The sequence below is a fragment of the Niallia sp. FSL W8-0635 genome (genome assembly GCF_038007965.1).
GTDB lineage: Bacteria > Bacillota > Bacilli > Bacillales > Cytobacillaceae > Niallia.
Genome location: NZ_JBBOYD010000001.1, coordinates 4,415,811 through 4,442,541 on the forward strand (window position 1 = coordinate 4,415,811; position 26,731 = coordinate 4,442,541).

The following is a 26,731-nucleotide window of genomic DNA, read 5'->3' on the forward strand; positions in this document are numbered from 1 at the left end:
CTTTTTCACACAGAATGGAACGTGTTCCAAAAAAGGAACACTGTGTTTCTATCTAAGATACAAGGAATGATTTTTTCCATAAAAAATAGGAGCTTAATAAAGTTATTACTCTTTATTAAACTCCTTCTTCCGAGCATGAGCTCTAAATATTAATTGATTTATAACTTCTGAAAACATTAAGCCCATCGCAATGGAACCAGATATTAAACACACCTTTGCTGCAAGGCTAACAGCTACATAATAATCATTCTCCACAAAATGACGCATTGCGTTATAGGCCGCGCCCCCTGGCACCAACGGAATAATTCCAGCGACACTAAAAATGATAACTGGAGATTTGTATAATCGGGCAAACACTTGACCTATCACCGCTACAAGAAAAGAACCAGATAACGCTGCTAATACCTCATTATGATAAAAATATACAATTGCCCAATAGGCAAGCCAGCCAAGCATCCCTACGAATCCGCACTGGATTAATAACTTCCGAGGAATGTGAAAGATGATGCCAAATCCACATGTTGCGACAAAGCTAGTGATTGCCTGTGCTAAAAATTCATTCATTGCTATTTCCTCTCCTTAAAAAACCAAAAATGCAACAGCGATTCCTGATCCAATTGCTGTAGCGGTTAAAATTGCCTCGGCTCCTTTGGAGATACCAGACACTAAATGTCCAGCCATCAAATCTCTTACTGCATTTGTAATGAGCAAGCCAGGAACGAGAGGCATCACAGACCCGATTATAATCTTATCTACTTCCGAGCCAAATCCAGTCGAAACAGCTAAAAAAGCTATCACTCCAATAACGAAAGCAGCAGAGACTTCAGCAAAGAACTTTATTTGCAAAGCTTTGTGGAAATACAAGGAACATAAGAAACCCAATCCACCAGCTAGAAAAGCAGGAATAAAATCTTGCCAAACACCATCGAACATGATTAAAAAACAGCCACTTGCAATAGCCGCTGCCATCACTTGAAACAAATCAGAATACGTACATTTTTCATCTTCTACATCTTTCAATAAATGATATGCTTCCTTCATGCTTACTGTCCCCGTACTTATTCTACGAGAAATGTCATTTACTCGAACGACCTTTTCTAAATTAGTCGTCCGCTCAATAATACGATTTAATTTTGTCTTTGTCGGTTCTTCGCCTTCTAGCGATAAAATAATGCCTGTTGGGGTAACAAAGCAATCAGAGTCTGTCACACCATAAGCAATTGCAATCCTTGTCATCGTATCTTCTACGCGATGAGTTTCGGCACCATTCTGTAACATGATACTCCCTGCTAATATGCAGATTTCCATAATGTCATATGTTTTTTCCACGGATATATATGTCATATCATCTCTCCATTAAAGAAAAGTATAAGCACCTCTATAGTAAATCATCGTTGTAGAAATAAAGTGGAACTGCTGATATCTATGCTGATATAAGCAAGACTAATTACTTTTACAAGTCATTTGGTGCAAAGTAATTCTTATAATCTTACATTTATAATAGGGAATGACAGAAAATGTTCATTCTGTCTAACCTAGAATTCATTTTAAGTTTTGTTTCTATTTTTAATCAACAAATTACAGTTTATATGAAATATGGTTATTTTATCAATATTTGTGTAGAAATAAAATAGAGGGAATTTTTATGAGGAAAAGAAGAAGAGGAAAAAAATTTTTTCCAAAATAAAAAGTCCATTATCGCCTTAAAATGGACTTAACAAAATGACCTATATTTGTTTCCATTAATCGTTCTGAATTCCAAATCTCGCATTAATTTGACCACGAAGCATTTGTTTTTTTATTTTGCGTTCTTCTTCTTCCTTATTCTTTTTCATAATTTCTTGTCTAATTTCGTGTGTTCGAACGCCTTCTTCTCGTTTATTAGCAATCTCTATGAGTCTTTCTACATCGGAGAATGAATATTTTCGATTTCCTCTTTCTGGTCTCTCTGGAAAGATTAGCTTTCGTTGTTCATAATATCGAATCTGTCTTTCCGTTAAACCAGTTAGTTCACTTACAACACCAATAGTTATTACCTTTCTTTTCTTATAGGATGGCTCATGATCCATTACATCTCACCTCATGAAGTTAAATAGTATTCTCATTCGTTTTAATTATAATACTTTTCAGACAAAACAGAACGTCTTTTGTTACATTTCCTAACACAAAAATCAAAAAATAGGTAAGAATTCCTTACATTTTTAATGATTTTTTACTTGTTTTCCGTTAAAATGCTAGATGTATAAACTATTACTTGAATTTCTTTGCAAGGAATAGGTATTAGGTATTATTTTTATGAATGGAGAGGAGCCTTCTTACATGATAACCAAAGAAGCAGTTGATTTAGCTAAAAAGATCGTGGAGCTTGATCTTAAGAGAGACGAGATTTGGGAACACTTAGCTGAGGTTGCTGGTGAACACGCCCACGAACTTCTTCGAATGGTACAAAATAGCTAAATAAAACTGTATACCCTTTACAATTCATGTTCTTTATATATGGGAATCTCCAAGCTATTTAAAATTGGGGGATTCCCATCTTTTATTTGGCACAATTTTTAAAGGTGGTTTCCAAATTCTAAATATTCTAAATTATTTCATCAAAATCTCTAGAAAAGTAATAAATTATCCCTTTCGCTTGTTAACAAATCTAACATTATTTTATAAGAATCCTTCATCAACTGCAAGTGAATGTCTAAATTTTTTTAATAATCTAACAAAAATAGACCATCTATCCCGATTCCTCATAAAAACAAGGATCGTATAGATGGCCATTACTTATTAAATACTAACATCCTTTTTTTGGAAAAACCAAAAGGTGACTGTCATAAATAGCGCATAGTAGATAAATAAGATACCCAATGATATCGGCATTGTGACTGTCTCGATTATTTTATCCTGGAATACGAAAATTGTTTGATCCAAATGCGGGAATACCAAAGCTTTTAACCAAGTATACTCGGTTGCTAGCATTTGAATAATTTGCCCAATTGTGGAGGAAACAAATAATACAAATACTCCAACACCAACTGCTATCGCCTGGTTTTTAAATAATGTCGATAACATGAAGGACAAGCTTAATACAACCATTAATCCTGGTAAATAATAAAGGACCATTTTCAAAAACAAAGTGCCGCCACTTGCGATAATTTGACCACTTGTTCCCATAACACTTACATTATCCCCAAAACTTCCTATACCAAAGAATGCTATGCTTATTAAATAACCAACAATCATTAAAAATACAATTAACATAGCGGCATAAATTAATATAGCAATATATTTCGATAGGAGTATCGCCCAACGCTTATGTGGCCTGATTAGCAATTGCTTAATTGTCCCATCAGAGAATTCGGAGGAAACACTTCCTGCACAAATAATTACCACAAACAAGGTAATTAAAGATTTCATCCCAATAACCATTCCATTCATATTTGACCAAGAGGTTGTATACGGACTGACATCTTTCTCTAAATTATTTTTATAGTCTTCTATTTTCATTTGGATTGTTTCTTTTGTTTCATCCCAATTGAAATCTTCTCCACTTTCCATTAGACTTTCTTCTGTCTTCGCTGTAGGCAATTGCTTTTCGAGCTTGGTTATTTCTGACTGTACAGATTCACGCCAGTCATCCCCCTTATATTGGGGAGTCATCTTCGTCTCTAATACACTTCCACCAATTAGTGCAAGTACGAGAATAATAGGAAATATCCAACTGTTTTTCTTTTCCCAAATCTTTATTAATTCATTTTGTACTAACCCAATCATTTTGTTTCCTCCTCTCTCTTTTGATTGGTAATTTCTAAGAAGCGATCTTCTAACGTTGCTTTTACTACATAAATTCCGTACACAGCAAAGTTGTTTTCAACAAAAAGCTTATTAACTAATGGAATTGTCTCTTTTCCCAACTTCACGACCAAATCTCTTCCCTTTACAGTGATTATTTCTACCTTGACCTCACTATTCGCAAGGAGATCCACAGCCTTTTCTGGTTCCTCTAATTCAAATGTTACTTCCCTTAGACTTACTTCTTCCTCAGAAACTGTTTCATCCATTTTTGAAATATGAATTAATTTTCCTTTTTCAATGATGGCAAACCGATGACACATCAACTGCATTTCTGATAAAAGATGGGAGGATACCAAAACAGAGATTCCTTGACTTGCTAACAAATGCAAATAATCTCTAAACTCACGAATTCCTTGAGGATCTAAGCCATTTGTCGGTTCATCTAGGATAAGAATGGCCGGTTTATGTAATAACGCCTGCGCTACCCCTAGGCGTTGTCTCATACCTAGCGAATAGGTTTTTACTTTTTGATGAATGGCATTTTCTAATCCTACTAGATTAATAACTTCATTAAATCGCTCCTCCGATATCGATTCCTTCGCCATTCTGGCATAATGCTTCAGATTCTTATATCCACTCATATATTTATAGAACTCTGGATTTTCTACAATCGCCCCTATACTACTCATCGCTTCTGAAAAGTTATTATCTAGATTATAATTATCGATAATGACATTTCCGTTCGTTCTATTAATTAGGCTAACTATCATACGAATAATCGTTGTCTTACCGGCTCCATTTGGTCCTAACAGCCCAAATATTTCTCCTTTTTCCACAGAAAAACTAACATCATCAACAATATTCCTTCCTTTGATTCTCTTTGTGAGATTTTTAACCTCTAATGCATTTAAGCTCATCTTTTTCTCCCTTCTATATCGCAGCTTTAAACTTATTCCGCTCCCCCACAAGATGTATTAATACACTTTTCTTTTACTAATACGATATTTTTTAAAGAAAGTTTCAATAACTTCATTTTTTTTGGAAAATAACTTACAATCCGCTCTTTATTTTTCATCCATTTTTCTCTTCGCAAATGCGAATTTACCAAAAAACAGTCAAAAACCGTTTCCTCTTATTTTTCAAAAGAAAACGGTTGTGGATAAGCTTATTTGAATTTGTCTTTGTCTATTCAAACAGTGGTTGTTGATAAATTGTTGATAAGTTCTTGGACTGCAGAATATTCATAGCCAAGATCTGTTGCTACTGGAGCATAGGTAACTTTTCCACCAAAGGTATTTACTCCTTGTTTAATAGCATAATTACTTTCGATTGCTGCAGTTACGCCAAGATTTGCAATTTGAAGTGCATATGGCATCGTTACGTTCGTTAAGGCAATCGTAGATGTTCTTGGAACTGCTCCAGGCATATTTGCTACCGCATAATGCACCACGCCATGCTTCACATAGGTAGGGTTATCATGTGTTGTAATATGATCTACAGTTTCAAAAATGCCGCCTTGGTCAATTGCCACATCCACGATAACAGAGCCTGGCGCCATCTTTTTCACCATTTCTTCTGTCACAAGTTTCGGAGCTTTTGCACCTGGAATCAATACTGCACCAATCACTAAATCTGCATTCACAACAGCATCTTCAATATTTGCGGGGTTGGAAATAACCGTGCTTAGGCTTGAACCAAATTGATTGTCTAGTTCTCTTAATCTCTCAGGATTTAAGTCTAATAATGTTACATTTGCTCCTAATCCAATCGCAATTTTCGCTGCATTCATACCAACAATACCGCCGCCGACGATTGTTACATTACCCTTTTTCACACCAGGAACACCCGCTAATAAGATTCCTTTTCCTCCATGAGGCTTTTCTAAGAACTGCGCGCCAATTTGGACAGCCATTCTTCCAGCAACCTCACTCATCGGTGTGAGTAGTGGTAATTTACCATTTACTTCAATCGTTTCATACGCTATTCCAATTACACCATTTTCCGTTAAAGCCTTAGCTAGTTCCGGTTCTGCTGCTAAATGTAAGTACGTAAATAAAATAAGTCCTTTGCGGAAATACTGATATTCGGACGCTAAAGGTTCTTTTACTTTTATAATCATTTCTGCTGTATTCCATACTTGAGCTGCTGAGTCGATTATCTTCGCACCTGCTGCAGCATATTCTTCATCTGTAAAGCCACTGCCAGATCCTGCATTTTGTTCTACTAATATTTCGTGGCCACCATTTTTTAAATAAGACACACCGGAAGGAGTAATCGCGACTCTATTTTCATTATTTTTAATTTCCTTTGGGATACCAATAATCATTAGAATTCCTCCTTGTTATAAAATCTAACATAAACTGTTAGATATCTTACTATTATAATAGGACGAATTCTGAAAATTATCTTTGTTAAAATTAATGAAACAAAAACCGTTCATTTGTGAAAAAACACAAACTGAAAAGAGGAAGAGATTACTGACTATTTTCTTTCTGCCAATGCATTAATTTTAGATCTAAATAAATCATAAACTTTTGACTAGGAACCGATAGATCAACTTCCATGATTTCTACCATCCGCTTTAAGCGATATGCAAGAGTGTTAGGATGAATATGCAAACGCGCAGCAGTCTTTTGTATACTTTCACTTTCGTCTAAATACGCCTCAAGAGTTGCTAATAATTCCGTATTATGCGTTTTATCATATTCTTTTAGATTTCGAATAGCGATATTTTCTGATCCATCCTGCCTTCTTTTTTCTAAAAGGATATCTAGAAACTGATAAATACCTAGTTCTTGATAATGATAAAAAGCAGCCGCTTCTGGAAATTTCTCTCGTACCTCCAAGACCGTTCTAGCTTCTCTAAAGCTCTTTGGTACATCGCTATACTGTTTGTAAATTCCACCAAATGAGCCTTTTACCTCTTTAATCGAAAATCTTTCTTCTAGGTTCTCTTGGAAACTACAGATAAATTTTTTAAAACAGGCAATTGAATTCCGATTATCTTCAAGAGGCGTTGCCAAAATAACCAATTCATTATCATCAATAGTTGAAAATGAAATTTTCACATCCTGTGATACTTTCAATAGATAGAGGATGTGCTTTTCTATTTCCTTTGTAATTATTTTGGAAAACGGAAAAATCATTACCGTAAAACAGGCTAAAGAAGGCATCCCAATTTCTTTTAGTTTTTCGTTCACATCTTCCACTTTCACATATCCCGTTAACATTCTCCAAAAGAATTCTTGGTTATCCTGCAAAGTGGGCGTTTTATTTGTAGCGAAGCGAGACAAAAGATGACGAGCTACCGATGCTGCATTCTCTAAGAACCCCATTTTTTCCTCTGTTAAAGGGTTTCCCATTTCGATAGCCCAAATGTACCCAATTACCTCTTCCCTTCTCCAAATAGAAACAGCCACCCGATTTCCAAGACCAATTTCTTTTTTTCCTTTAATCCGAATCGGCTTTTTACTTTGAAGAAGCTGTGGAATTACGCCATCCTTCCAAAAGCGATTGATTACTTTCTCTGGAACTCTGCGACTAATAATGGTAGAAATTCTAACCATATCCGTTTCTTCGTCATGGCTGCTGTACACTAGCACACGATGATGAGGGTCCTCCAATGTAATCGGGCATCCTAATAGTTCACTAACATGATCTACAAAGCTTTCGAGGGAATCATACATATCCCTTCTAAACGGATTGCGCGGCTCGCTCGTCATTCATCTACTCCTCTCCAAAACACAATCTAAATTGTTCCGAACATTATCTCTTTCTATTTTATCGTGTTTGGAAGGTATTCAACAATAAGAATCTTTAGAAAAATAAACAAACTAGCTTTTCTTCTCCTTCATCACCTGCGAACCAATCAATCCTATTATTAATACAATAATGGACGCCATACTATAATCCTTAAAGAAGGTAGTAAATGGTATATCTAAAAACATAAAGACCAAAGTTATTAATCTGCCAACCATTAAAACCAACCCAATGATAAGCAGCCAATTAAATATTTTTTCTAAAAGCATCATCTGAAAATTCTCCTTTATCAACTAATACCTTCTATAGATATTACTTCATTTTTACAGCTACTTTTTTTAACGTTATTCGATTTATCCAAAGCACAAGTAGAATCAACATGATTGTTCCTAAAAAGGATTGCACAACCGAAAATTCGTGGCCGTTAAAAAAGAGGAGTTTCCCCAAAAGCCCCTTTAATTCAAATGCCCAAAATCTATCTATAACAGAAAGAACGAGAACTGCTAAAGCAATATATCCCATACCTATCAGTACACCGAAACGGTAAAATCCTGCTCCTATTAACCACCCCACCACAAAGTATCCAACTACAGTTAAGCTGTAAATAAAATAGAGGAGTAGCCAAGATGGATTTTGCCCCAAATATGTCTCCATATGAATAATGGAAACAAATTCTTTTTCTATCAAAGCAATCAAGAAACCAACAAACATTATGCTAAAAGAAACAAGTACAGACGAAAGCGCCTGCCCATAAAAATAGTTCTTTCTTGGAATCCCTTGTTTCACATAAAAAGTTAAGAAGGCAGATACAGACATAATCCCTACTATCAACATAAATATCTTAATTGGTTCATAGACGAAAGGAAGGAATCCTTGCTGAATGAATTTCTCATCTTTAATAAAATAGCGCAAAATACTATAGACAATAAAAACAATTGGGATAACCCATAATGCCCAAGTGAATTTTAGCCAGGACAAATCCAGTGCAATTTTAATAATATTATTTTTGGATTTCATACTCTTCCTCCTCCTTCGTTAAGTGGATAAATAAATCCTGCAAGGAAACAGGCCCGATTTCTAACCCTTTCATTCTCGCTTGTTCCCTGTCTTGATCTGTTAGTTCTTCATACACCATAACGGATTTCGTCCCACCTAAGGTTTGTGAATTAAGGTGTACCATGTCTTGGACAAACTCATCTACCGCCTGTTTAGAGCCCGTGACAGCTGCTCCCTTCTCTAATAAAAGATCGATTGGCTCCTTTATGATTACTTCTCCTTTTTTAAGAATCACCACTTCTTCAAATAAATAATCCATTTCGGATACTAGATGTGTCGATAGAATAATTGTCCGAGGAAAACGCTCGTAATCTGCCAGTACTTCTTTATAGAACTTTTCCCTTGTTGGGGCATCCATACCATTGTAAGCTTCATCAAAGATAGTAATTTTTGATCTACTAGCTAATCCTAAGGTGACATTAAGAGCTGATTGCATTCCCTTTGATAATTTTGATACATACTTATCTAAAGGTAATTTGAATAGCTTCACTAACTCTAATGCATATTGGCGATCGAAATTAGGGCGATATCTCTCTACTGCTTCAATCACTCCCTTCACCTTTTCTGTTTCTGTGCTATAGTCTTTTTCATAAACAAAGTTCACCTCTGACATAATGGCAGCATTTTCGAAAGGCTCCTGCCCGGCAATAGCTATGGATCCAGTTGTTGGCTGAGTAAAAGACGCTAGTAAAGATAATAACGTAGACTTCCCAGCCCCGTTCCTGCCAATAAGTCCGTATATTTTATTTCCTTCTAAATGCATGCTGACATCCTTTAACGCTTGGTATCTCCCAAATCTCACAGAAACTTGGTTCATCTTTATGTCAAAACTCATAGTTAATCACTTCCTTTTAATTGATTCATCATATTTGTAATATCTTCTTTTGAGAGACCTAATTTTTTTGCCTCCTCGATCATGGGAAGTAAATATTGATCAAGAAATTGGTCTTTTCTCTGGGATAACAATTTTTCTTTTGCTCCCTCTGCCACAAACATCCCTACACCCCTTTTTTTATAAATAATCCCATTCTCGACAAGTAAATTGATTCCTTTAGATATCGTTAAATGATTGATTTTATAAAAATTAACAAGCTGTGTAGTCGAAGGGATTTGTTCATTTCCCTTTAACTGTTCGTTAACAATCTGATCTTCTATAAGCTCTTTTATTTGCAAAAAGATTGGCTTGTTGTCATTAAATGGTGTGTTCAATGAATGATCACCGCCTTTCTCCCTTTACTGTTATATGGTTATATAGTTATGTATATAACCATATATGATTTGTTATTTTCAGTCAATAGGTGATTGCCAATTTTTTAGTGGTTTTTTTCTAGCGGTATAGCAAAAACGAAATACCTTATCATTTTACAAATTAAAAAGACCTTTTTAAAAGAGTATTCCTCCTTTAAAAAGGTCTTTATCTTTACTATATATTCTGTTTAATAGACCTTGCTTCCATTAATATTCTTGTTTCCTTTAGCCTCTGCATATTGTAAGAAGATTCCTGCATTAATGTTTCATCCAAATAGGCAGGATGGGTCATTACTTCAATGCTTTTTCCGTCCTCTATACGTTCTGACAATTTTTCAAAATAGCTATCTACAATACCATCACCATAGAAATCATCGAAAAAGACATCGGTTAATGTATAAATATCCGTAAAATGAGCTCCCGCATTTCTTACAGGTAAACCGTATTTTTCAGAAAGCTTTTTTATTACTGGATAAAATTCCTTTATTCCATGCACATGATGATGGCTGTCTAAATGCGATGGAGTAATGTCGGCATCTAAGCATTTTTCAATTTGCGCTGTCCATTCCCTTTCTAAATCATCCAAGCTTATCGCAAACGGATTTCCGTAGACAAAGATTTGCTTTTTAAAATTCCCCACTTCATCTACGAGGCTCGGAACATCTTCTAATATTGGTTTTCCCCATGTTAAAACAAGATGGACACCTACTTTTAAAGACGGCGTATCCTTTGCCAAGCAAATGGCATGCTTGGTTGCCTTGGCATTCATCATCATCGTGGCAGAAGTAACAATTCCTTTGAGATGAGAATCAATAATTCCATAGTTGACTCCTCGACTAAGACCAAAATCATCTGCATTAATCATTACTTTTGTCATGAATTCGTCTCCTTTCAAAGCCTATAGAGCCTTGAAATTCTATTTACTCAGCTCTGCTTTTTTTATACGAACACTTTTTTCTGAAAAAAACTGTGGTAAATATGCTTTATGCGCTTCTAGCATTTCATCTAGAATTAGCTTTGCTACTCGATCGCTTGGCACAAGTGGATTAATGGTCATGGCAAGCAACGCTTTCTCATAATCACCAGAAATAGCCGCTTCAATAGCCACCCTTTCAAAGGATTTGATTTGCATTACTAATCCTTGAACCGCTATTGGAAGTTCACCAACTGTGATTGGCTTCGGTCCGTCTTTTGTAATGATACAGCTTACTTCCACTGCTGATTCATATGGAATTCCAGTAATTGCCCCATGGTTCACTGTATTAACTGCCTGGATATCACATTTATCCAAATACATAGAACGAATCAGACGTACAGCAGCATCACTATAGTAAGCGCCTCCACGTTTTTCTAACTGAGGAGGCTTAATCGTAAGTTCTGGATCTTTATATAATTCAAATAATCCATCTTCTAATTTTTGCACCACTTCAGCACGTGTTTCCCCTTTTTCTGCATCCTTTAGCTCCTGTGCAAGTACATCTCCTGTTTTATAATAATAGTTGTGATAAGGGCACGGAAATAAATTTAATCCTCTTAAAAACGCAGGCTCCCAGCCCATCGCGTGAATATTTTGCATCGTAATTGCTTTTTCAGGATCTGTTATTAATTCGATTATTTCCTTCTTCACACTTTTACCGTCCACAAAAACATCTAGACCGTAGACCATATGATTTAGTCCAGCGAAGTCTATTCTTACTCTTGAAGGGTCGACATTCAATAGATCTGCAACTCCTCGTTCCATCCCAATCGGTACATTGCATAAACCAACTACTTTTGAAATCCCACTGTAGCGAAGTACTGCTTCTGTTACCATTCCAGCCGGATTTGTAAAGTTGATTAACCAAGCATTAGGACAAAGCTCTTCCATTTCTTTCGCTATTTCCAAAATAACCGGAATGGTCCGAAAAGCTTTAAATAATCCGCCAGGTCCATTTGTCTCTTGACCAATCACACCATGCTGCAAGGGAATTTTCTCATCAAGTGCTCTTGCTGCAAGCTGACCTACCCGCAATTGGGTTGTAACAAAGTCAGCATCTACAAGTGCCTTTTTTCTATCTAATGTAAGAAAAATATCGATAGAAACTCCGGCCTTCTCTACCATTCTACGCGCTAATTCTCCGACTATTTCCAACTTTTCTTTGCCTTCCTCAATATCCACAAGCCATATTTCCTTTACAGGCAACTCTTTATGGTATTTAATAAAGCCCTCGATTAGTTCCGGCGTATAACTTGAGCCACCACCAATTGTAACTATTTTTAAGCCATGACTCATTCTGCCATCCCCTTTCTTGTTGTCCCTTGCAAAAATTCTTCTCGCAATTCAATAATCTCAAGAGCAAGGTCTTTCAATGTCATTGCAGTCATTAAGTGATCTTGTGCATGGATAAGGATAATCGGAATCGTAAATTGGTCCCCACCAGCCTCCAGATGGAGTAATTTTGTCTGAATTTTATGAGCCTCTGATAGTTCTTTATCCGACTCTGTTAACTTCTGTTTGGCAGCATGAAAATCCTTTTTTTTCGCATCCTGTATGGCTTCCATCGCAAAGCTTCTCGCATTTCCGCTATGTAAAATCAGCTGAAAGGAAAGTTGGTATAATTCTTCCGTATTCACCTTATTTCCCTACTTTCTTTTAGATACTTACAGAATCGGAGTCTTTTGTAAGCTCTGTTTTATTTTTGGAATCAATTTTGACCTGTGCATAAACAAATGGTAAATAAACAAATGTCGATATAAATAAATTTAAAGCAGCCAAACCAGCCCCCATAAAACTCCCCCCCGTTGCCAAGTATCCACCGACTATCGGAGGCGTTACCCAAGGAATTTTCGCAGTTACTGGTGGAACGATTCCATAGTCTACTGCAAGATAAGAGATAATAGTGGTAATAACAGGGCCAATGACAAACGGAATAAACCAAATCGGATTTAAAACAATTGGTAAGCCAAAAAGGATGGGTTCATTAATTTGAAAAACTCCTGGTGCCCCACCAAGACCAATCATCTGTTTATACCGTTTTCTTCCAGCAATAATCATAGCAATAATTAATCCTAAGGTTGCGCCTGATCCTCCTAAATACACAAACGCGTCAAGGAAAGATCCAGCAAGTATATGATATTCCCCTAGTGCTTGAACTCCAGCTTGCGCTAAATCAATGTTTTCAGCACCTGTTTTTTCAAATAAAGGTGTCGTAATTCCTCCCAATATATTGGGACCATGTAAACCAACCATCCAGAATAAATGAACAAGCAAAACAATTAATATCGCAAAAGGAAGGGAGTCAACAGCATTTGTTAATGGAGAAACAATAACCGTATTTAACCAATCATTTAGGACCTTTCCATCTGTTACCATTCTGAATACTACACCAAATAGTCCTACTAGAAAAATAGTTCCCATGCCTGGCACTAACTTTGCAAAGGATTTAGAAACAGCTGGTGGCACTCCATCTGGCATTTTTATCACTAAAGCCTTAATTTTAGATAAACGTAAGAAAATTTCGGTAGCGATCAATGCTACGATAATAGCTGTAAAAAGGGCTGTTGCGTTGAAATAGTTAACCGATACTAACCCCCAGATTCCACCTGCAACGGTTTCAGTCGCAGCTTCATCTATTGGTAACGTTACATTGGCTGTTTGGGGCAATAACAAGAAAAAACAGGCTGCGGAAATGAGCATTGCTTCAAAGCCTTCATCTCCGTAGGATCTAGCTAATTTATAGGAAATACCAAATACTGCAAATACAGAAAGAAACGCAAATGTTCCAAACCATATATCCCCACCTAAAGTGGACCAATTAGGACCAAATATCGCTTCCATCATTCTTCCATAAGGAGGAATAATTTGCCCTAGATTATTAAAAAGTACTGCAAAGGAACCTACAATGGTAATAGCAATCATTCCAATTAATGTATCCCTAATCGCAAGCAGATGCCTTTGATTACCAAGTTTCAACGCAAAAGGCATAATGAATTTTTCAATAAATCCCATCATTTCTTTATTCCCCCTTAATTAGAGTAGTGGCTTGTTCCAACACTTTTTCACCATTGCATAATCCATAGTCCTGCGGATTGATGGTTGCGACAGGGATACCTTTTTGATCTCCTGCTTTTTTTACTTGCGGTAAAAGAAATCGTACTTGAGGACCTAGTAAAACTACATCAGCATTCTCTATCTCGTTGTTCACTTCAGATGCTGCTATTGCCCAAATTTTGCAATCTATTCCTTGGTTTTTGGCGCTTTGCTCCATTTTTGAAACTAATAAACTTGTAGACATTCCAGCTGAACAACATAGTAAAATATTCAATCATTCATCCCCTTTTAATTGATAGATTATTCTGATTTTTAAACATAAAAAAATAGTTTCCTTGTCATCCATTCCCTACTTACAATTTCCTTTCAACCAGCCACCCTTTCCTAAGTGAGATAAAGAAAATCTAAAAGCTTATAACCATATTGTAATAACAAATTATCTATATTTCAATATATTTTTTATTTGTCATTACAAATTTATTAATTGTTTGCTTATTAAGAATAGAAAAGATATTCTATAACTAGGGACATTATGGAGGGAAACGATTGTGGAAGAACTAAACAAAGAAGCTGCACTACACTCAATTGTAAAAGAGTCTATTATCAACATGATCAAGAGTGGGGAATATCAGCCAAACACCAAATTGCCAACAGAAGCAGAATTTTGTAAAACGTTTGGGGTTAGTAGAACAACCATCCGCACAGCACTCCAACAGCTAACGGTGGAAGGATATGTATACCGAGTACAAGGGAAAGGTACCTTTGTTGCAGAAAATAAAGTAAAACAATCTTTAACTAGTACGGTCGAACAGTTCTCTGAACAAATTATGATGCAGGGGAAAGACCCATCTATTAAAGTACTGCAGCTTAAGGTAATTGAAGCTACAGACTTTCTCGCCAAACAATTCAAACAAAAAATTGGAGATCCTGTTAACTGCCTAGAACGTATGAGGTATGTAAATAATGCTCCTCTTCAATATGAAATCTCCTATCTTCCCTGGTACAAAGTGCCTGGATTAGATAGCGCAGCATGTGAAAGATCGTTATATAAGATGCTTGAAACGAAATACAATATTAAGATAAGCAAAACAGTAGAGCATCTAGAATTAATTTTGGCCGATGACACAATTTCCAGAAAGCTTGAAATACCTTCTGGATCCCCATGCTTTTCTCTTGAAACCTTTGCCTATGCCGATGATGAAACAGCTATTGAATATTCAAGGACCATTTACAGAGGGGACAGAGCACACTTTATTATTGAACGAAATTATTGATTGTTTGAGACAAATAGATATTTGTTATTACAAATAATAGGTAGTATTTTATATTTTCACCTATCGAACTATAAACTATTTCCTTAAAAAAGGGTGATGAAAATTAATAGATTCTCTCTTGCAACTATATTAACCATTTTTCTTTTTATTTTATTTATTATGGATATGATTACAAAAAGACTTTTTGTAATTGCCTTTATTCCTTTGAGCATTTGGGTGCTATTTATTGGTGTCTCTGAATTAAAAAAAACATTAAAAAGTAGAAATACTATTGAAGAAGACGCAAATAAGCTTAAAGACTTGTTAGAGAAAAAAATTGAATAAAACTCTCCAGAAGGTTAGTGAAAATACAGAGAGAAGTAATTAATATTTTATTATTTTTGGCAATAGTTAACATAATCTGTTCTATCCACACCAATCAAAAAAGAAAAAGGCGGAATTCGTCCATGTTAGGACAAATTTCGCCTTTTTACTCATACATCTACATCCTACCTCATTTTATAATGATTTAATTTAAAGAAGGGCGTTCTACGAGATTACCAAAGAGTGAATTAGAATTAGGAATAGCAGCTGTCAAAGAAGAAAAACAGCAAAATCTTGATGAAAAACGTTATTATCCGCTCATCAAACAATCTTTTCCACAATGAATCCCCCATACAAACGTACCTCCATAAAAAAATCCTTCTTATCCCATTTACTTTTCCACAAAACCACCTGAATAACCATGTTATCCCTGACTTATCCACATTACATATTAACTTACCCACAAAAAACCGATTTTCCTCTGTCATTGTAGACTCAGTACTAATCGGTCCTTCCTCTATTCTATTAATTTTGATTCAACATTTGAAATGACTTTATTTTCACTAAACGACTAACTAACACTAATCCAATAATAGATCCCGCAAAACTGCTGACAGCAAAGGATGGCAGGTAAAATAATGCACCTGTTTTTGTGCCTAACAATACGGAAGCATAAGGAACAGCCACTAAGGAAGCAATGATGCCAGTTCCAATGAATTCTCCTAGAGCTGCTAAAATCGGCTTTGATGTTTTATGGAATAAATAGCCTGCAAGAAGGGCACCAATCATACTCCCTGGAAAGGCTAGTAAAGAACCTGTTCCTAACAAATTCCTTAACAAAGAAGTAGTAAAGGCAATTATTACTGCCGGAATGGGACCAAGTATTACGCCCGCTATTACATTTAACGCATGTTGAACTGGGTATGCTTTGGCAATACCTGCCGGAAACCAAAGAAGCGTTGAGCCATATGTGCCAATCGCTGTAAACATAGCCATCAACACTAGTAGTTTTGTTCTTTTCATATTCTATTCCACCTCTTCATCATTTTAAGCATAAAAGTAACTGCACTGACTGATATACAGGAAAGAATAAGCGCTAAAGTCTGTTTGCACTCTGACCTTTTCCACACAACAAAAAAGCCAGATCTAAACAGACCTGACTGATAAAGTCAAAAAGAAATAGAGTAATCCGCTACTTCCCTACGCTGGTATGATCCAGATCAGGTCTTTAGGGTTAAAAAACGAACAAGTTTTTCTCTCAGCCATCAACTGGCACCCCTAGTAGTCAATATATGCTTATGTTCTTTATTGTAACTTATTTCCTTTATAACGAAAAGCACTATTTTCCTGGCTTTAAAGGTGTGAGGGCAACTTCTCGTAGAAGCGTTCGCCTAATTAGCTGGATTACATCTAGGTTCCTTTACTCCTTTGACAATTTATCCACAAACTGCATGTCGATTAATTCGTCGTATTTATATCCTTCTGTATAGACACCTGTTTTTTCTACAACGTCCATTGGTTTTGCAACAGATTCTTCGGAAATATAGCCATCTTTACTCCATAGTTCATCTTTATAGGCTCGATCTAATGATGCTTGTAGACTTTCCTCTGAGGTTGATGGGAATTCTGCTTTTAGCACTTGCATGGAAAGCTCTGGATCATCCTCTACTTTCTTTAATCCCTTTAATACTGCTCTGACAAAGCTTTCGACTACTTCTGGCTCTTTTTCTATTGTAGATTTTTTGACACTGACAACGGAATACGGATAATCTCCTAAACTAGGAAAGCTATAAAAAGGTTCTTCCCAGACTCCTTTGTTTATCCCCTCTGTAATTTGTGGTTCTCCTCCATTTGCAATATCTGCATTTCCAGATTCCACTAAGGATACAACGGCACTTGCATCAGCTGGTTCTTCTAGTTTTACATCTTTTTCAGGATCCAATCCTAACTCCATTAACAACCATCTTGTTAAAAGGTTGGGACTCCCGCCATATCGACCAGCTGCAATCGTTTTTCCTTTTAAATAATTTGCCAGCTCTTCTTCATTCGTACTATCAACCGGTTCATCTGAACTTCCCATCAAATAGACATTCGCTCGATTTACAACATTGACGACAGACTGAATAGGGTCGGAGCTTCCAAGGTTAGCCATTTGAACAGAATCAGGTCCACCCAAAACTCCCCAAGCATCTCCACTAACAACAGATGTAACATGGGCTCCTCCTGTTGCCGTTATAACCTCTACCTCCAGTCCCTCTTCTTCAAAATAACCTTCTTCAATCGCAACATATATTGGCAGGTATCCAATCAAGTGAACTGGCTCAGAGATCACAAGCTTTCGTAAACCATCCTTCGTTTCCTTTGCCCCTTCATTTGAACTACAGCCAGCAAGGACCAACACGATACTAAGACAAGCAAGTAGAAAAAGCCTGCACTTTTTCAAAGGTAATGCCCCCTTTTTCATATATAAATAGAATGGGAAATTTATTAGTGGAATGAAAAATGAAGATGAATACAGAAGTGTAATGTGGATGATGGAATTATATATTCTATTTCATATATATGGAACATTTTTTCACATTATGTGCTTTCTAAAAGGAAAATATCTTATTCGACATTTCTCCCTTTTAAAAGAAACTTTTCTATCCATACTGTAGCAAAGTACATAACAATGGAAAGGATAGACAATACCGCTACTCCAACCCAAACAAGATTAATATTCATAATTTGACCGGCATATAGAATCATTCTGCCAATACCTTGTCTAGAGCTAATAAATTCACCGACGATGGTACCAGCCAAAGCTAAGGCAATGTTTATTTTCAAACTACTTACAATCCATGGCATCGTAGTTGGTACGACTACTTTTGTGAAGACATGCCATCTCTTTGCTCCGAGAGAGTACAATAATTTTTCTAAATCCTTATCAACTGCTTTCACACCACTATATGCTGCAAGAGCTGTTGTAATAATAGTCATCATAAAAGCGAGCACTACTTTGGAGCCAAAGCCTATTCCAAATAAAATAACTAGAACAGGTGCCAAGGCTAGCTTCGGTACGGCATTAAATGCAATTAAATAGGGTTCTGAAATCCGAGAATAATAGTAGGACCACCAGAAGGAAAGCCCTAATAAAGCTCCAAAAAAGGTTCCTAAGCCAAAACCAAAGATGGTTGCTCCTGATGTGTATAATAAATCGTTCCATAATGATCCTTCTGTCCAGGCTATATAACCTGTTTTCCATATGGTAGATGGGCTGCTCCAATAATAGGAATCAATGATTTTCCATTTGGAAAGCAATTCCCATGCTAGGAGAAAAATAATTCCAATGCTCCATTGTCCTATCCGAGTAAAATTCTTTCTTTTTTTCGCAATTGCTTCTTCATCCTCTATATAAAGCAATTCTGTTTTTTCCTTTGATTCCATTGCTCTTCCTCCTTTCTTATTCTGTGTCTTCAGGCGATTTTAACGCTTGTAAAACATATTCCTTTAATTGAATAAACTCCGAATCTAGTAGTGTTTGTTCATTTCGCGGCCTTGGTAAATCAATCGAAACCTTTTCCTTAATCGTTCCTGGCCTTGGTGTGAGAATATATATTTCATCGGATAAAAAAATGGCTTCATCAATGTCATGGGTGATAAAGAGAATCGTTTTCTTAAAATCTCCCCATATTTGTAAAAGCCATTCCTGCATAAGCAATCTTGTTTGGGCATCTAATGCGCCAAAAGGTTCATCCAATAAAATAACGTCTTGATCATACAGCAAAGTTCGTAACAAAGCTGCCCGCTGTCTCATTCCTCCAGATAATTCCTCTGGGAAATGTTTCTCAAATCCTTCTAATCCGTATCTCTCCAACAAAGGCAATGCCCTTTTGATTGCCTCTTTTTTCGGAACACCTTTTACTTCTAAGCCTAATATCACATTATGCAGAATATTTCTCCATGGCAGGAGCAAATCTTTTTGCAGCATATAGCCGACATGCCCACTTTTCCCAACGATGTCTTTCCCGTCTAACAGGACATTACCTGTAGATGGCTTTATTAATCCAGCAATAATATTAAATAAGGTTGATTTTCCACAACCACTTGGACCGATTATGCTGACAAATTTCCCCTCTGGAATCTGCAAATTTGCATCCTTTAATGCGAAAAATTCCTTTCCATTTTTCCGAAAAACCTTACTACTGTTCTTAACCTCTAATTTATACAATTCGCATCCCTCCATTCTGAAATATTCATTGTTTTTAAGCATCTTTCACATAGAAATTCTAGATTTCCAATGAACGTTCCATATTTCGAAATTAATTCTTGCTATACTATATGTAAAAATAGGCGAATGGGATAATTAATATAGAAAAAAAGCAATCTGTTAAAAAAATCCACCTCTCTTCTTTTTTAATAATCTGAAAATTTTAATAAACACAAATGATTTCTGTGTTAAAATGAACTTATATTTTTTACAAGAACTGGAGTCCTGTACATGTTACAAAAAATGAATGCTTTTCTTGGAAAGTGGATGCCGCTGTTAACCCCTGTGAGTGTAGTCATAGGTGTATTACTAGCTGGTGTATTGCATCATGTTGCTTTCTTAGTACCCTGGATTTTTGCGGTTATGACTTTTGTAGGTAGCCTGACATCTAACTTTAAATCGGTGAAATATACAATTACTCACCCGCTATCTTTACTGTTAACACTGGCAATTCTTCATATCATCACTCCTTTATGGGCCTTTATGATTGGACATCTATTTTTCCAAGGGGATGCCTATACCATTACTGGTCTTACTTTGGCTGTTGTTATTCCTACTGGGATTACGAGTGTTATTTGGGTTAGCCTATATAAAGGAAATATTGCACTAACGCTAGCTATTATCCTGCTCGACACCTTGCTTTCTCCATTTCTTGTGCCTTTGAGTATGAGTCTATTCGTTGGAGAGGCTGTGCAGCTAGAGGTTTGGGGAATGATGAAGGGGCTACTTGGAATGATTGTATTGCCATCTATTGCTGGTATGGTTTTCAATCAGTTTTCCAAGGAAAAAGCAAAAGTATGGAATCAAACACTTTCCCCCTTTTCCAAAATCGGGCTCGCGCTTGTTGTTAGTATTAATAGTTCTGTCGTTGCCCCTTACTTGCGGAATATTGATATAAAGTTTCTTCAAGTGGCACTTACTGTTTTTATCATTGCACTTTCTGGTTACTTTTTCGCTTGGATATTAGGAATGCTAACAAAACGAAGCAAAGAGGAGATCATTGCCATGATTTATTCTGGGGGCATGAGAAACATTAGTGCGGGGGCCGTACTGGCTGTAAGCTTCTTTCCTCCTGCTGTGGCCGTTCCCGTTGTGATTGGCATGCTATTCCAACAAATCTTAGCAGCGTTATACGGATACTTTATCAAAATAGTGTATGAGAAACCTTTCATTGGAAAAGTAAAGGAAGGGAAAATTTCGTAAATTCATTCAAAAGAAAGTAGGATAACTCTCTTTATAGAGAAAGTTACCCTATTTTTTTATTTCCATAATTCGCCTTGTAAAAGCCTCTCTCTCTTTTTCATCCCAGAAACAAAAGGATGTCCTTTCACATAATATCTGAGCGGCATAGAGGTCCATTCCTCTTTATTTGGAATCCCGATTCTCGGCGATGCCACTATTTGTGCTGGTGTTTTTCCATCTGCAATAAATAAAGAACTTTCATTTATTAAAGCTCCATCTAAAATCTTTGTGATATCCATTGCTTTCGTTAATTTCCCCGGCCCATTACAGATTGTTACACCAGTAGTCTTTCGATTCCGTTCCATCCATTCTATTCCATCAAGCGGTTCAATTGCTCGAATCAAAACAGCCTGAGGATCTCCCACTTCTTTCGTTACAATATTTAGCATATGGTGGGTATGCATCGTGTAAATATAGATTGTCCCACCTATTTTATACATTGATTCTAACCTAGGCGTTCGTCTTCCAGCATAGCTATGGCAGGCCATATCCTCCACACCAACATAAGCCTCTGTCTCTACAATATAGCCACTATACAAATGATTTGGAGTCTGATGAATTAGAATCTTCCCTAAAAGTTGTCTTGCTATTTCCTCAGTTGACTGGTTTATGTAATCAATCATTATCCTTCTCCTCATTTATTTCTTATAGTATACGTTTCTTTTCCCCAAAAAAGAAAGAATCATCCCTTTAGTTAAGTTAAAGAGATGATTCCTTTTCTTCAAGCTATTATTGCTCAATAGGTTCTTTCTGTTTCGCTAAAGCAGCTAATCCTGCCTGATTCAACGTATTCCATGGTTTATTAAAATGTGGTTGAAAGAAGAAATCGATAAAACCTAATTCTTCGATTGTCATTTTTGTTTGGATACATACAGATAAAGTATTCATCATTTGTGTAACATCCGCTTTTGAAATCAACTGGGCACCTAAAATTTGTCTTGTCTCTTGATGGAATAGGACTTTTAAGCGAATTTCATGGAATGTTGGCATAAATTCTGGACGATCATTATCGATTACTTCTACCACTTCATAAGGAATCTTATTAAGCTTTGCAGTAACTTCTGTTAACCCAGTAGATGCCATATTTAAGCCAAAAATATGCAATCCTGAAGTACCTTGTGTCCCCATATACTTTAATAGCTGCCCCGCTATATTATGGCCTACTAATGTTCCCATTCGAACCGCATTGGTCGCAAGAGGGATATAAACTTTTTCTCCTGTTGGGTTGTAATTAACAGCACAGCTGTCACCTGCTGCATAAATATCTGGGTTGCTTGATTGCATATATTCATTAATCTTAATCGCACCGTTAGGTAATAGGTCTACTTTTCCTTTTAAAAGGTTCGTATTTGGTCTAAAGCCGACACATAAGATAACTAAATCTGTTTCATATTCCCCTTTTGTTGTGTAAACCTTTGTTACTTTTCCTTGTTCATTTCCTTCAAATTTTGTTACCGTTTGTTGTAAAGCTAAGCTAATATTGTGTTCTGCAAATTCAGCCTCTACCACATCTGTAAATTCTTTATCTAAATACTTATTTAAGATGCGATCTTCACTATCAATTAACGTTACGTTTTTTCCATTTAACGCAAATGCTTCCACTAACTCGACACCAATATATCCAGCACCTATTACTGTAACGTTCTTTACATTCTTAGATCGCTCAATAATTTCATTTGCTTGGTTATAGTTTTTAGAAAGCAAAATGTTTTCTAAATTAATACCATCGATTGGCGGAATAATTGGCCAAGAGCCTGTTGTCATCACCAATTTATCATACTGATCAATCTTTTCTTCTCCTGTATTTAAGTCTTTCACACGCACTTGTTTGTTTACTGTATCAATATCCAATACTTCATGCTCCATATGCATGGTTGCTCCAAGGGATTTTAGCTCTTCTGGTGAAGAATAGAATAATTGACTAGCATCTTTCGCCACGCCACCAACATATAAAGCAATACCACAAGATAAAAAGGAAACATTATTATTTTTTTCATAAACTGTTATATCTATATTTTTATTTAAATTTGCTAACGTCTTTACTGCTGCTGTTCCAGCATGTGTACATCCAATTACAACTACTTTCATCATTTAAAAACTCCTTTTGTAATAGATTAAATGTGAAATACTTCACTTAATTAGTGAAAAAAATCACATATTTTGTGATAAGATTCACATTTCGTTCACACCTTTATTATACATCGAATATTTCTTAATGCAACTATTTTGTGATAAAATTCACAATAAAAAACGTGGGAATTAATTCCAAAACCCTGGATAGACTATTTATTGTTAGAAGATTAATAGCCAAAAAGGGACCAGAATAAAACATTCTACTCCCCTTTTATCTACATACTAAAAACATTTTTCAAGAGCTTTTAAAGTTGCTTCTACTCCTTATTATTCACCGTAATATCTACCAATTGATGAATAGATTGATCTAGTGCTTTTTCATATCCCGAAGGATCTGATAAAGCACGCCAACCTTCTTTACGTACAACAGAGAGGGCATCTTCCATTTCTTCATCCTCTATTCCAAGTTCTTTTAATAATAGAAGTGTTCTTTCCAATGCACCAATCATTCTTAGTGGTCCATAATGTTCAGGCTCTCGATACAGTCCTTTTGCACTTGTGAGAACATATCCTCCATAGTCTCTAACAAGCTCTATTACTTTCTCACTCTTGAGTGACTCCATACTTGTCAAAGGAAATTACCTCCTCTTTTAATCTGCTGTTCTTTTTTCTAGGGGATTCTTTGGAATAACCTAAACTAATTAGAAGCTCTGGTTCCATTCCATTTGGAAGTTCCAATAATTTCTTAATTGCATCTTTGTGAAAGGATCTTACCGGACAATTACCGAAGCCTAATGTATGGGTGGATAAAAGAATATATGCAGCAACTATTCCCAGATTGACAAAGCGCAGAACTTCCTCTGAATCTTTGCCCCCTTTATTTAGAGCTTCTGTTGGATTGGAACACAAAATAATAACCGCGGTTGGATTTCCTGATAGGCCAGGAGAAAATCTTTTTATTCGCTTAATCTGCTCCTTGTCCTGAACAATAATGAAATGAGATTCTTGGGCATTGCTTCCTGATGGACTATTTATGATACTTTGTTCAATTGCCTTCATTATTTCTGCAGGCAATCCGTTACTTTCTTGAAAGGACCGAGAACTTCTTCTTGTTCTAATTGCTTCCAGCACATCCAATATCTATTCCTCCTTTAAAAAGAAAAGCCTCTATTCTCTAATATATTCTTCAAATTTTCTCTTAAACTAGCAGAAGCAGCTATCGTTTCTGGTCTTGTGCATCTTCTTGCCGTATGCTCTCTCCATCCATAGTCAACACCATGCTTCTCAGGTTCGCCTGCTAAGGATACTCTGCGTCCATCATAGGTTTTACGGGAAATCATTGTCTTGTCATATTCTTCTAGCAGTTGGTCAAGATAATCAGTTTTATATTTTTCATTGTGAACGGTAACTTTTTCTGGTAGTCTTGGCTTTACGCCTCGTCTCGTCCCTTCTTTTTCATATCCTATCGATAATCCTGAAATAGCAAAAACACCTGCAGGAAGTCCAAGCTCCTCCGCAACCGCATCGGGATTGTTGCGAATAGAACCGACTGGTACACAGCCTAAACCTACTGACTCCGCAGCAACGAGTGAATTTTGCAAAGCAAGCGTTGCATCCATGGAGGAAAGGAGAAACATTTCTAGCGTATTAGATAAAAAACGATAGCCCTGTGATTCGGTAATATGTTTTAACCGATATATATCCGCACAGAAGACAAGGAATACAGGTGCCTCCTTAATAAAGGATTGGTTTCCAGATAAAGAAGCTAACCGCGCTTTTCTTTGTACATCTTTAATCGCTATAATGCTATATGCTTGCAAGTTGGAAGAGGTAGGAGCACTCCTAGCTGCAACTGTAATCGTTTGGAGGATATTAGTTGGAATATCTTTGGATTGAAATGCTCTTACTGATTCATGTGCTGTAAGAACTTCAATCGTTTCATTAAGTAAATGTTTTTCTTTTGATAATCCTTCTAACTCTATTCGCGTATTCCTTTTTCGATATTCCGTCACTTCCCCTCACCATCCTACTATTTATTAATTAGAATGCCATTCTCCATAATTAATGCTTCATCCAAATAGACAGTCGGTTTCATGACAACACTATCTATGTGAACACCAGCTGAAATAGTGCCTCCAAATGTGGCATTGCTTCCAAAAGCTACATGTATCGTTCCATATACTTTTTCATCCTCTAATACTACACCTGTAATCCTCGCCTTATCGTTTGTACCTATTCCAAATTCCCCGAGTAATCTGCCGTCCTCCTTACCTAATATATGTAATAAGGAGTCAGCATCTTTTCCATCTGCCTTCACTAAACGACCTTCCTCTATAGTAAGAGTAAGCGGGCTGCTTAGCTTTCCTATTCCAGCCACTGATCCATCAACTATAATAGTGCCAAATGCAGAACCTTCTACTGGTGCAATAAACGCCTCCCCTGATGGGAGATTGCCTGATTCCCCTGGATTTAGATACATTCCCGTACTTGCGATTCCTTGTCTCTCTGTTATATCAAACTCTAAGCTATAGCCATCTTTTTCGATTCTTACATGTCTTCCTTTTGTAAGTAAGTCTGTTACTTGTTCTGTAAGTAGTCTCACTTGTTCATAATCTGCGGAAATGGCTCCCTCTAGGAACATATCCTTCGTTATTCCTGGCATGGTCGCCAGCCTTGCTCCTGCTTCTACCGCCCTTTTTCTCGCTTGTGTATGTGTTAACGAGTGTTCAGTCACACATACAACCACATCTGCGGCTTTCATTGCTGCTGCAACGGTAGCTGGCGGCTCTTGTCCCGACTTCTCTCTTTTTTGCATAACCATTAGCATTGCTTCGGCACGTAACGCTTTGCCAGCCTCATATAATGATTCCGCTATATCCCTCTTCGCTTCATCTGCTACAATAAGAAATAACTCTCCTTCTTTTATAGCTAAACAATTTGCTAGAATGTTTTTGCCTATTCCCATCATTTTTTCATTCATTTTTCTAACCGCCCTCTTATATCATTTCTGACACTAGTTTCGCCATTAGTGCATTCGAAAGAATTACTGGTTTATCGGCTATTTCAGCGACCATCTCTCTGGCATACTCTGTATATCCCATACAATCTAACAAAATTATATCTACTTCCTTCTTCAGCTCTAAGGCTGCATTTTTAAAGTTTTCCACATCCATCTTGTATGGTGACGCAACTTTAAAAACCGGGTTCAAACCAAATGGTGCATATTTAGGAAAAGATGTTTTTATTTGGTTCTCAAGCGGCACAATTACTCCAAGCTTTCTATTGCCTACTAACGCATTGATTGTTGGGGGAATAATATGATCTGGTTCAATTAAATAGGATTTCTTTGTCTTTAATCCTGGAAAGACACCTGTGCATAACAACAATATTTGAGTTATTCCCACTTCTTCTAAATAGTAAATTTTCTCCTGTAAAATTGGCTTTATTTTTTCTCTAGACATAATCACCGATTCACTTGTTACTAACCGGGATGTTAATACATAATCACCTTCTTCAGGAAATAAATTTGTTTCAATATATTCTTTAGACATTCCATCTAATACGCCAACCTGGACAATTTCTGCTTTGTCTACATACTTCTCTAAAATAGGCGCAACATCTGATCTTGGAGCTTGACCTATTGTAATCATTCCAAGTTTCTTCATAGAAACAACTCCTTTTTATAAAGTAAAACGTCATCCTCTGTGTAGT

Annotated in this window: 32 protein-coding genes and 1 riboswitch; of the genes, 4 read left to right on the top strand and 28 right to left on the bottom strand. The window is 36.4% G+C overall.

The window, feature by feature from the left end:
• Positions 1–105: 105 nt before the first annotated feature.
• The 3 genes from NYE52_RS21055 to NYE52_RS21065 form a co-directional block, all read right to left on the bottom strand.
• The gene (locus NYE52_RS21055; protein ID WP_341194868.1) at positions 106–564 is read right to left on the bottom strand and encodes a threonine/serine exporter family protein; all 459 of its coding nucleotides are present in this window, start codon (positions 562–564) and stop codon (positions 106–108) included.
• 15 nt (positions 565–579) lie between these two features.
• Positions 580–1,344, bottom strand: coding sequence for a threonine/serine exporter family protein (locus NYE52_RS21060; protein ID WP_341194869.1), 765 nt, complete (start codon positions 1,342–1,344; stop codon positions 580–582).
• Positions 1,345–1,742: 398 nt separating this feature from the next.
• Entirely contained in the window at positions 1,743–2,069 is a 327-nt protein-coding gene (locus tag NYE52_RS21065; RefSeq protein WP_016202571.1) for a MerR family transcriptional regulator, read from the bottom strand.
• 250 nt (positions 2,070–2,319) lie between these two features.
• Here NYE52_RS21065 and NYE52_RS21070 point away from each other — a divergent pair, with 250 nt between their 5' ends.
• On the top strand, positions 2,320–2,457 hold the full coding sequence (locus tag NYE52_RS21070) for a hypothetical protein (RefSeq protein ID WP_341194870.1): 138 nt from the start codon (positions 2,320–2,322) through the stop codon (positions 2,455–2,457).
• 321 nt (positions 2,458–2,778) lie between these two features.
• Here NYE52_RS21070 and NYE52_RS21075 read toward each other — a convergent pair whose 3' ends face one another.
• The 14 genes from NYE52_RS21075 to NYE52_RS21140 all read right to left on the bottom strand — a co-directional run bounded on the left by NYE52_RS21075 (position 2,779) and on the right by NYE52_RS21140 (position 14,153).
• A complete protein-coding gene (locus tag NYE52_RS21075; RefSeq protein ID WP_341194871.1) occupies positions 2,779–3,765 on the bottom strand; it encodes an ABC transporter permease in 987 nt (328 codons plus the stop codon).
• On the bottom strand, positions 3,762–4,703 hold the full coding sequence (locus NYE52_RS21080; protein WP_341194872.1) for an ABC transporter ATP-binding protein: 942 nt from the start codon (positions 4,701–4,703) through the stop codon (positions 3,762–3,764). The genes NYE52_RS21075 and NYE52_RS21080 overlap by 4 nt, the downstream gene beginning before the upstream one ends.
• Before the next feature lie 32 nt (positions 4,704–4,735).
• On the bottom strand, positions 4,736–4,861 hold the full coding sequence (locus tag NYE52_RS21085) for a hypothetical protein (RefSeq protein WP_341194873.1): 126 nt from the start codon (positions 4,859–4,861) through the stop codon (positions 4,736–4,738).
• Positions 4,862–4,975: 114 nt separating this feature from the next.
• Positions 4,976–6,112 carry an alanine dehydrogenase gene (ald, locus tag NYE52_RS21090; protein WP_341194874.1) on the bottom strand — a complete coding sequence of 379 codons (1,137 nt, stop codon included), beginning with the start codon at positions 6,110–6,112 and terminating at the stop codon, positions 4,976–4,978.
• A 148-nt stretch (positions 6,113–6,260) separates the two neighbouring features.
• Positions 6,261–7,508, bottom strand: a complete 1,248-nt coding sequence (locus NYE52_RS21095) for a helix-turn-helix domain-containing protein (RefSeq protein WP_341194875.1) — start codon at positions 7,506–7,508, stop codon at positions 6,261–6,263.
• A gap of 111 nt (positions 7,509–7,619) precedes the next feature.
• Positions 7,620–7,817, bottom strand: a complete 198-nt coding sequence (locus NYE52_RS21100) for a hypothetical protein (protein ID WP_341194876.1) — start codon at positions 7,815–7,817, stop codon at positions 7,620–7,622.
• Between the two features lie 40 nt (positions 7,818–7,857).
• Positions 7,858–8,562: a hypothetical protein gene (locus NYE52_RS21105; protein WP_341194877.1), complete on the bottom strand. Its 705-nt coding sequence runs from the start codon at positions 8,560–8,562 to the stop codon at positions 7,858–7,860.
• Positions 8,546–9,436: an ABC transporter ATP-binding protein gene (locus NYE52_RS21110; protein ID WP_341194878.1), complete on the bottom strand. Its 891-nt coding sequence runs from the start codon at positions 9,434–9,436 to the stop codon at positions 8,546–8,548. Before NYE52_RS21110 ends, NYE52_RS21105 begins: the two co-directional genes overlap by 17 nt.
• Positions 9,437–9,438: 2 nt before the next feature.
• Positions 9,439–9,810, bottom strand: coding sequence for a GntR family transcriptional regulator (locus NYE52_RS21115; RefSeq protein WP_341194879.1), 372 nt, complete (start codon positions 9,808–9,810; stop codon positions 9,439–9,441).
• 214 nt (positions 9,811–10,024) lie between these two features.
• Entirely contained in the window at positions 10,025–10,726 is a 702-nt protein-coding gene (gene chbG, locus NYE52_RS21120) for a chitin disaccharide deacetylase (protein ID WP_341194880.1), read from the bottom strand.
• Between the two features lie 39 nt (positions 10,727–10,765).
• Complete coding sequence (locus NYE52_RS21125; protein ID WP_341194881.1) at positions 10,766–12,121, bottom strand: 6-phospho-beta-glucosidase; 1,356 nt, start codon at positions 12,119–12,121, stop codon at positions 10,766–10,768.
• A complete protein-coding gene (locus tag NYE52_RS21130; protein WP_341194882.1) occupies positions 12,118–12,462 on the bottom strand; it encodes a PTS lactose/cellobiose transporter subunit IIA in 345 nt (114 codons plus the stop codon). The genes NYE52_RS21125 and NYE52_RS21130 overlap by 4 nt, the downstream gene beginning before the upstream one ends.
• Positions 12,463–12,481: 19 nt before the next feature.
• Positions 12,482–13,840, bottom strand: coding sequence for a PTS sugar transporter subunit IIC (locus tag NYE52_RS21135; protein WP_341194883.1), 1,359 nt, complete (start codon positions 13,838–13,840; stop codon positions 12,482–12,484).
• Between the two features lie 4 nt (positions 13,841–13,844).
• Positions 13,845–14,153, bottom strand: a complete 309-nt coding sequence (locus NYE52_RS21140) for a PTS sugar transporter subunit IIB (protein WP_341194884.1) — start codon at positions 14,151–14,153, stop codon at positions 13,845–13,847.
• A gap of 274 nt (positions 14,154–14,427) precedes the next feature.
• Between NYE52_RS21140 and NYE52_RS21145 the strand changes: the two genes are divergently transcribed.
• Complete coding sequence (locus NYE52_RS21145; protein WP_341194885.1) at positions 14,428–15,153, top strand: GntR family transcriptional regulator; 726 nt, start codon at positions 14,428–14,430, stop codon at positions 15,151–15,153.
• Positions 15,154–15,249: 96 nt separating this feature from the next.
• Positions 15,250–15,477, top strand: coding sequence for a hypothetical protein (locus tag NYE52_RS21150; protein ID WP_341194886.1), 228 nt, complete (start codon positions 15,250–15,252; stop codon positions 15,475–15,477).
• Between the two features lie 504 nt (positions 15,478–15,981).
• Here NYE52_RS21150 and thiW read toward each other — a convergent pair.
• From thiW to NYE52_RS21170, 4 genes are all read right to left on the bottom strand, one after another.
• On the bottom strand, positions 15,982–16,479 hold the full coding sequence (gene thiW / locus NYE52_RS21155) for an energy coupling factor transporter S component ThiW (RefSeq protein ID WP_341194887.1): 498 nt from the start codon (positions 16,477–16,479) through the stop codon (positions 15,982–15,984).
• Between the two features lie 157 nt (positions 16,480–16,636).
• A riboswitch (TPP riboswitch) is annotated at positions 16,637–16,746 on the bottom strand.
• Between the two features lie 130 nt (positions 16,747–16,876).
• Entirely contained in the window at positions 16,877–17,899 is a 1,023-nt protein-coding gene (locus NYE52_RS21160; protein WP_341194888.1) for an ABC transporter substrate-binding protein, read from the bottom strand.
• A gap of 164 nt (positions 17,900–18,063) precedes the next feature.
• On the bottom strand, positions 18,064–18,882 hold the full coding sequence (locus NYE52_RS21165) for an ABC transporter permease (protein WP_341194889.1): 819 nt from the start codon (positions 18,880–18,882) through the stop codon (positions 18,064–18,066).
• A 16-nt stretch (positions 18,883–18,898) separates the two neighbouring features.
• The gene (locus NYE52_RS21170; RefSeq protein ID WP_341194890.1) at positions 18,899–19,666 is read right to left on the bottom strand and encodes an ABC transporter ATP-binding protein; all 768 of its coding nucleotides are present in this window, start codon (positions 19,664–19,666) and stop codon (positions 18,899–18,901) included.
• A gap of 270 nt (positions 19,667–19,936) precedes the next feature.
• Here NYE52_RS21170 and NYE52_RS21175 point away from each other — a divergent pair, with 270 nt between their 5' ends.
• On the top strand, positions 19,937–20,908 hold the full coding sequence (locus NYE52_RS21175; RefSeq protein WP_341194891.1) for a bile acid:sodium symporter family protein: 972 nt from the start codon (positions 19,937–19,939) through the stop codon (positions 20,906–20,908).
• A 56-nt stretch (positions 20,909–20,964) separates the two neighbouring features.
• On the opposite strand, the gene NYE52_RS21180 is transcribed toward NYE52_RS21175, so the two are convergent.
• From NYE52_RS21180 to NYE52_RS21210, 7 genes are all read right to left on the bottom strand, one after another.
• Positions 20,965–21,567 (bottom strand): DNA-3-methyladenine glycosylase, encoded by a 603-nt coding sequence (locus NYE52_RS21180; protein WP_341195260.1) that lies wholly within the window; start codon positions 21,565–21,567, stop codon positions 20,965–20,967.
• Between the two features lie 109 nt (positions 21,568–21,676).
• On the bottom strand, positions 21,677–23,035 hold the full coding sequence (locus NYE52_RS21185; RefSeq protein ID WP_341195261.1) for an FAD-dependent oxidoreductase: 1,359 nt from the start codon (positions 23,033–23,035) through the stop codon (positions 21,677–21,679).
• A 302-nt stretch (positions 23,036–23,337) separates the two neighbouring features.
• Positions 23,338–23,643 (bottom strand): DUF6092 family protein, encoded by a 306-nt coding sequence (locus NYE52_RS21190; RefSeq protein WP_341195262.1) that lies wholly within the window; start codon positions 23,641–23,643, stop codon positions 23,338–23,340.
• The gene (locus NYE52_RS21195; RefSeq protein ID WP_341195263.1) at positions 23,624–24,151 is read right to left on the bottom strand and encodes a nitroreductase family protein; all 528 of its coding nucleotides are present in this window, start codon (positions 24,149–24,151) and stop codon (positions 23,624–23,626) included. The genes NYE52_RS21190 and NYE52_RS21195 overlap by 20 nt, the downstream gene beginning before the upstream one ends.
• Before the next feature lie 20 nt (positions 24,152–24,171).
• Positions 24,172–25,032: an NADPH-dependent oxidoreductase gene (locus tag NYE52_RS21200; RefSeq protein ID WP_341194892.1), complete on the bottom strand. Its 861-nt coding sequence runs from the start codon at positions 25,030–25,032 to the stop codon at positions 24,172–24,174.
• A gap of 17 nt (positions 25,033–25,049) precedes the next feature.
• The gene (locus NYE52_RS21205; RefSeq protein WP_341194893.1) at positions 25,050–26,000 is read right to left on the bottom strand and encodes an aminopeptidase; all 951 of its coding nucleotides are present in this window, start codon (positions 25,998–26,000) and stop codon (positions 25,050–25,052) included.
• A gap of 16 nt (positions 26,001–26,016) precedes the next feature.
• Positions 26,017–26,685 (bottom strand): AroM family protein, encoded by a 669-nt coding sequence (locus tag NYE52_RS21210; protein ID WP_341194894.1) that lies wholly within the window; start codon positions 26,683–26,685, stop codon positions 26,017–26,019.
• Positions 26,686–26,731: the final 46 nt, after the last annotated feature.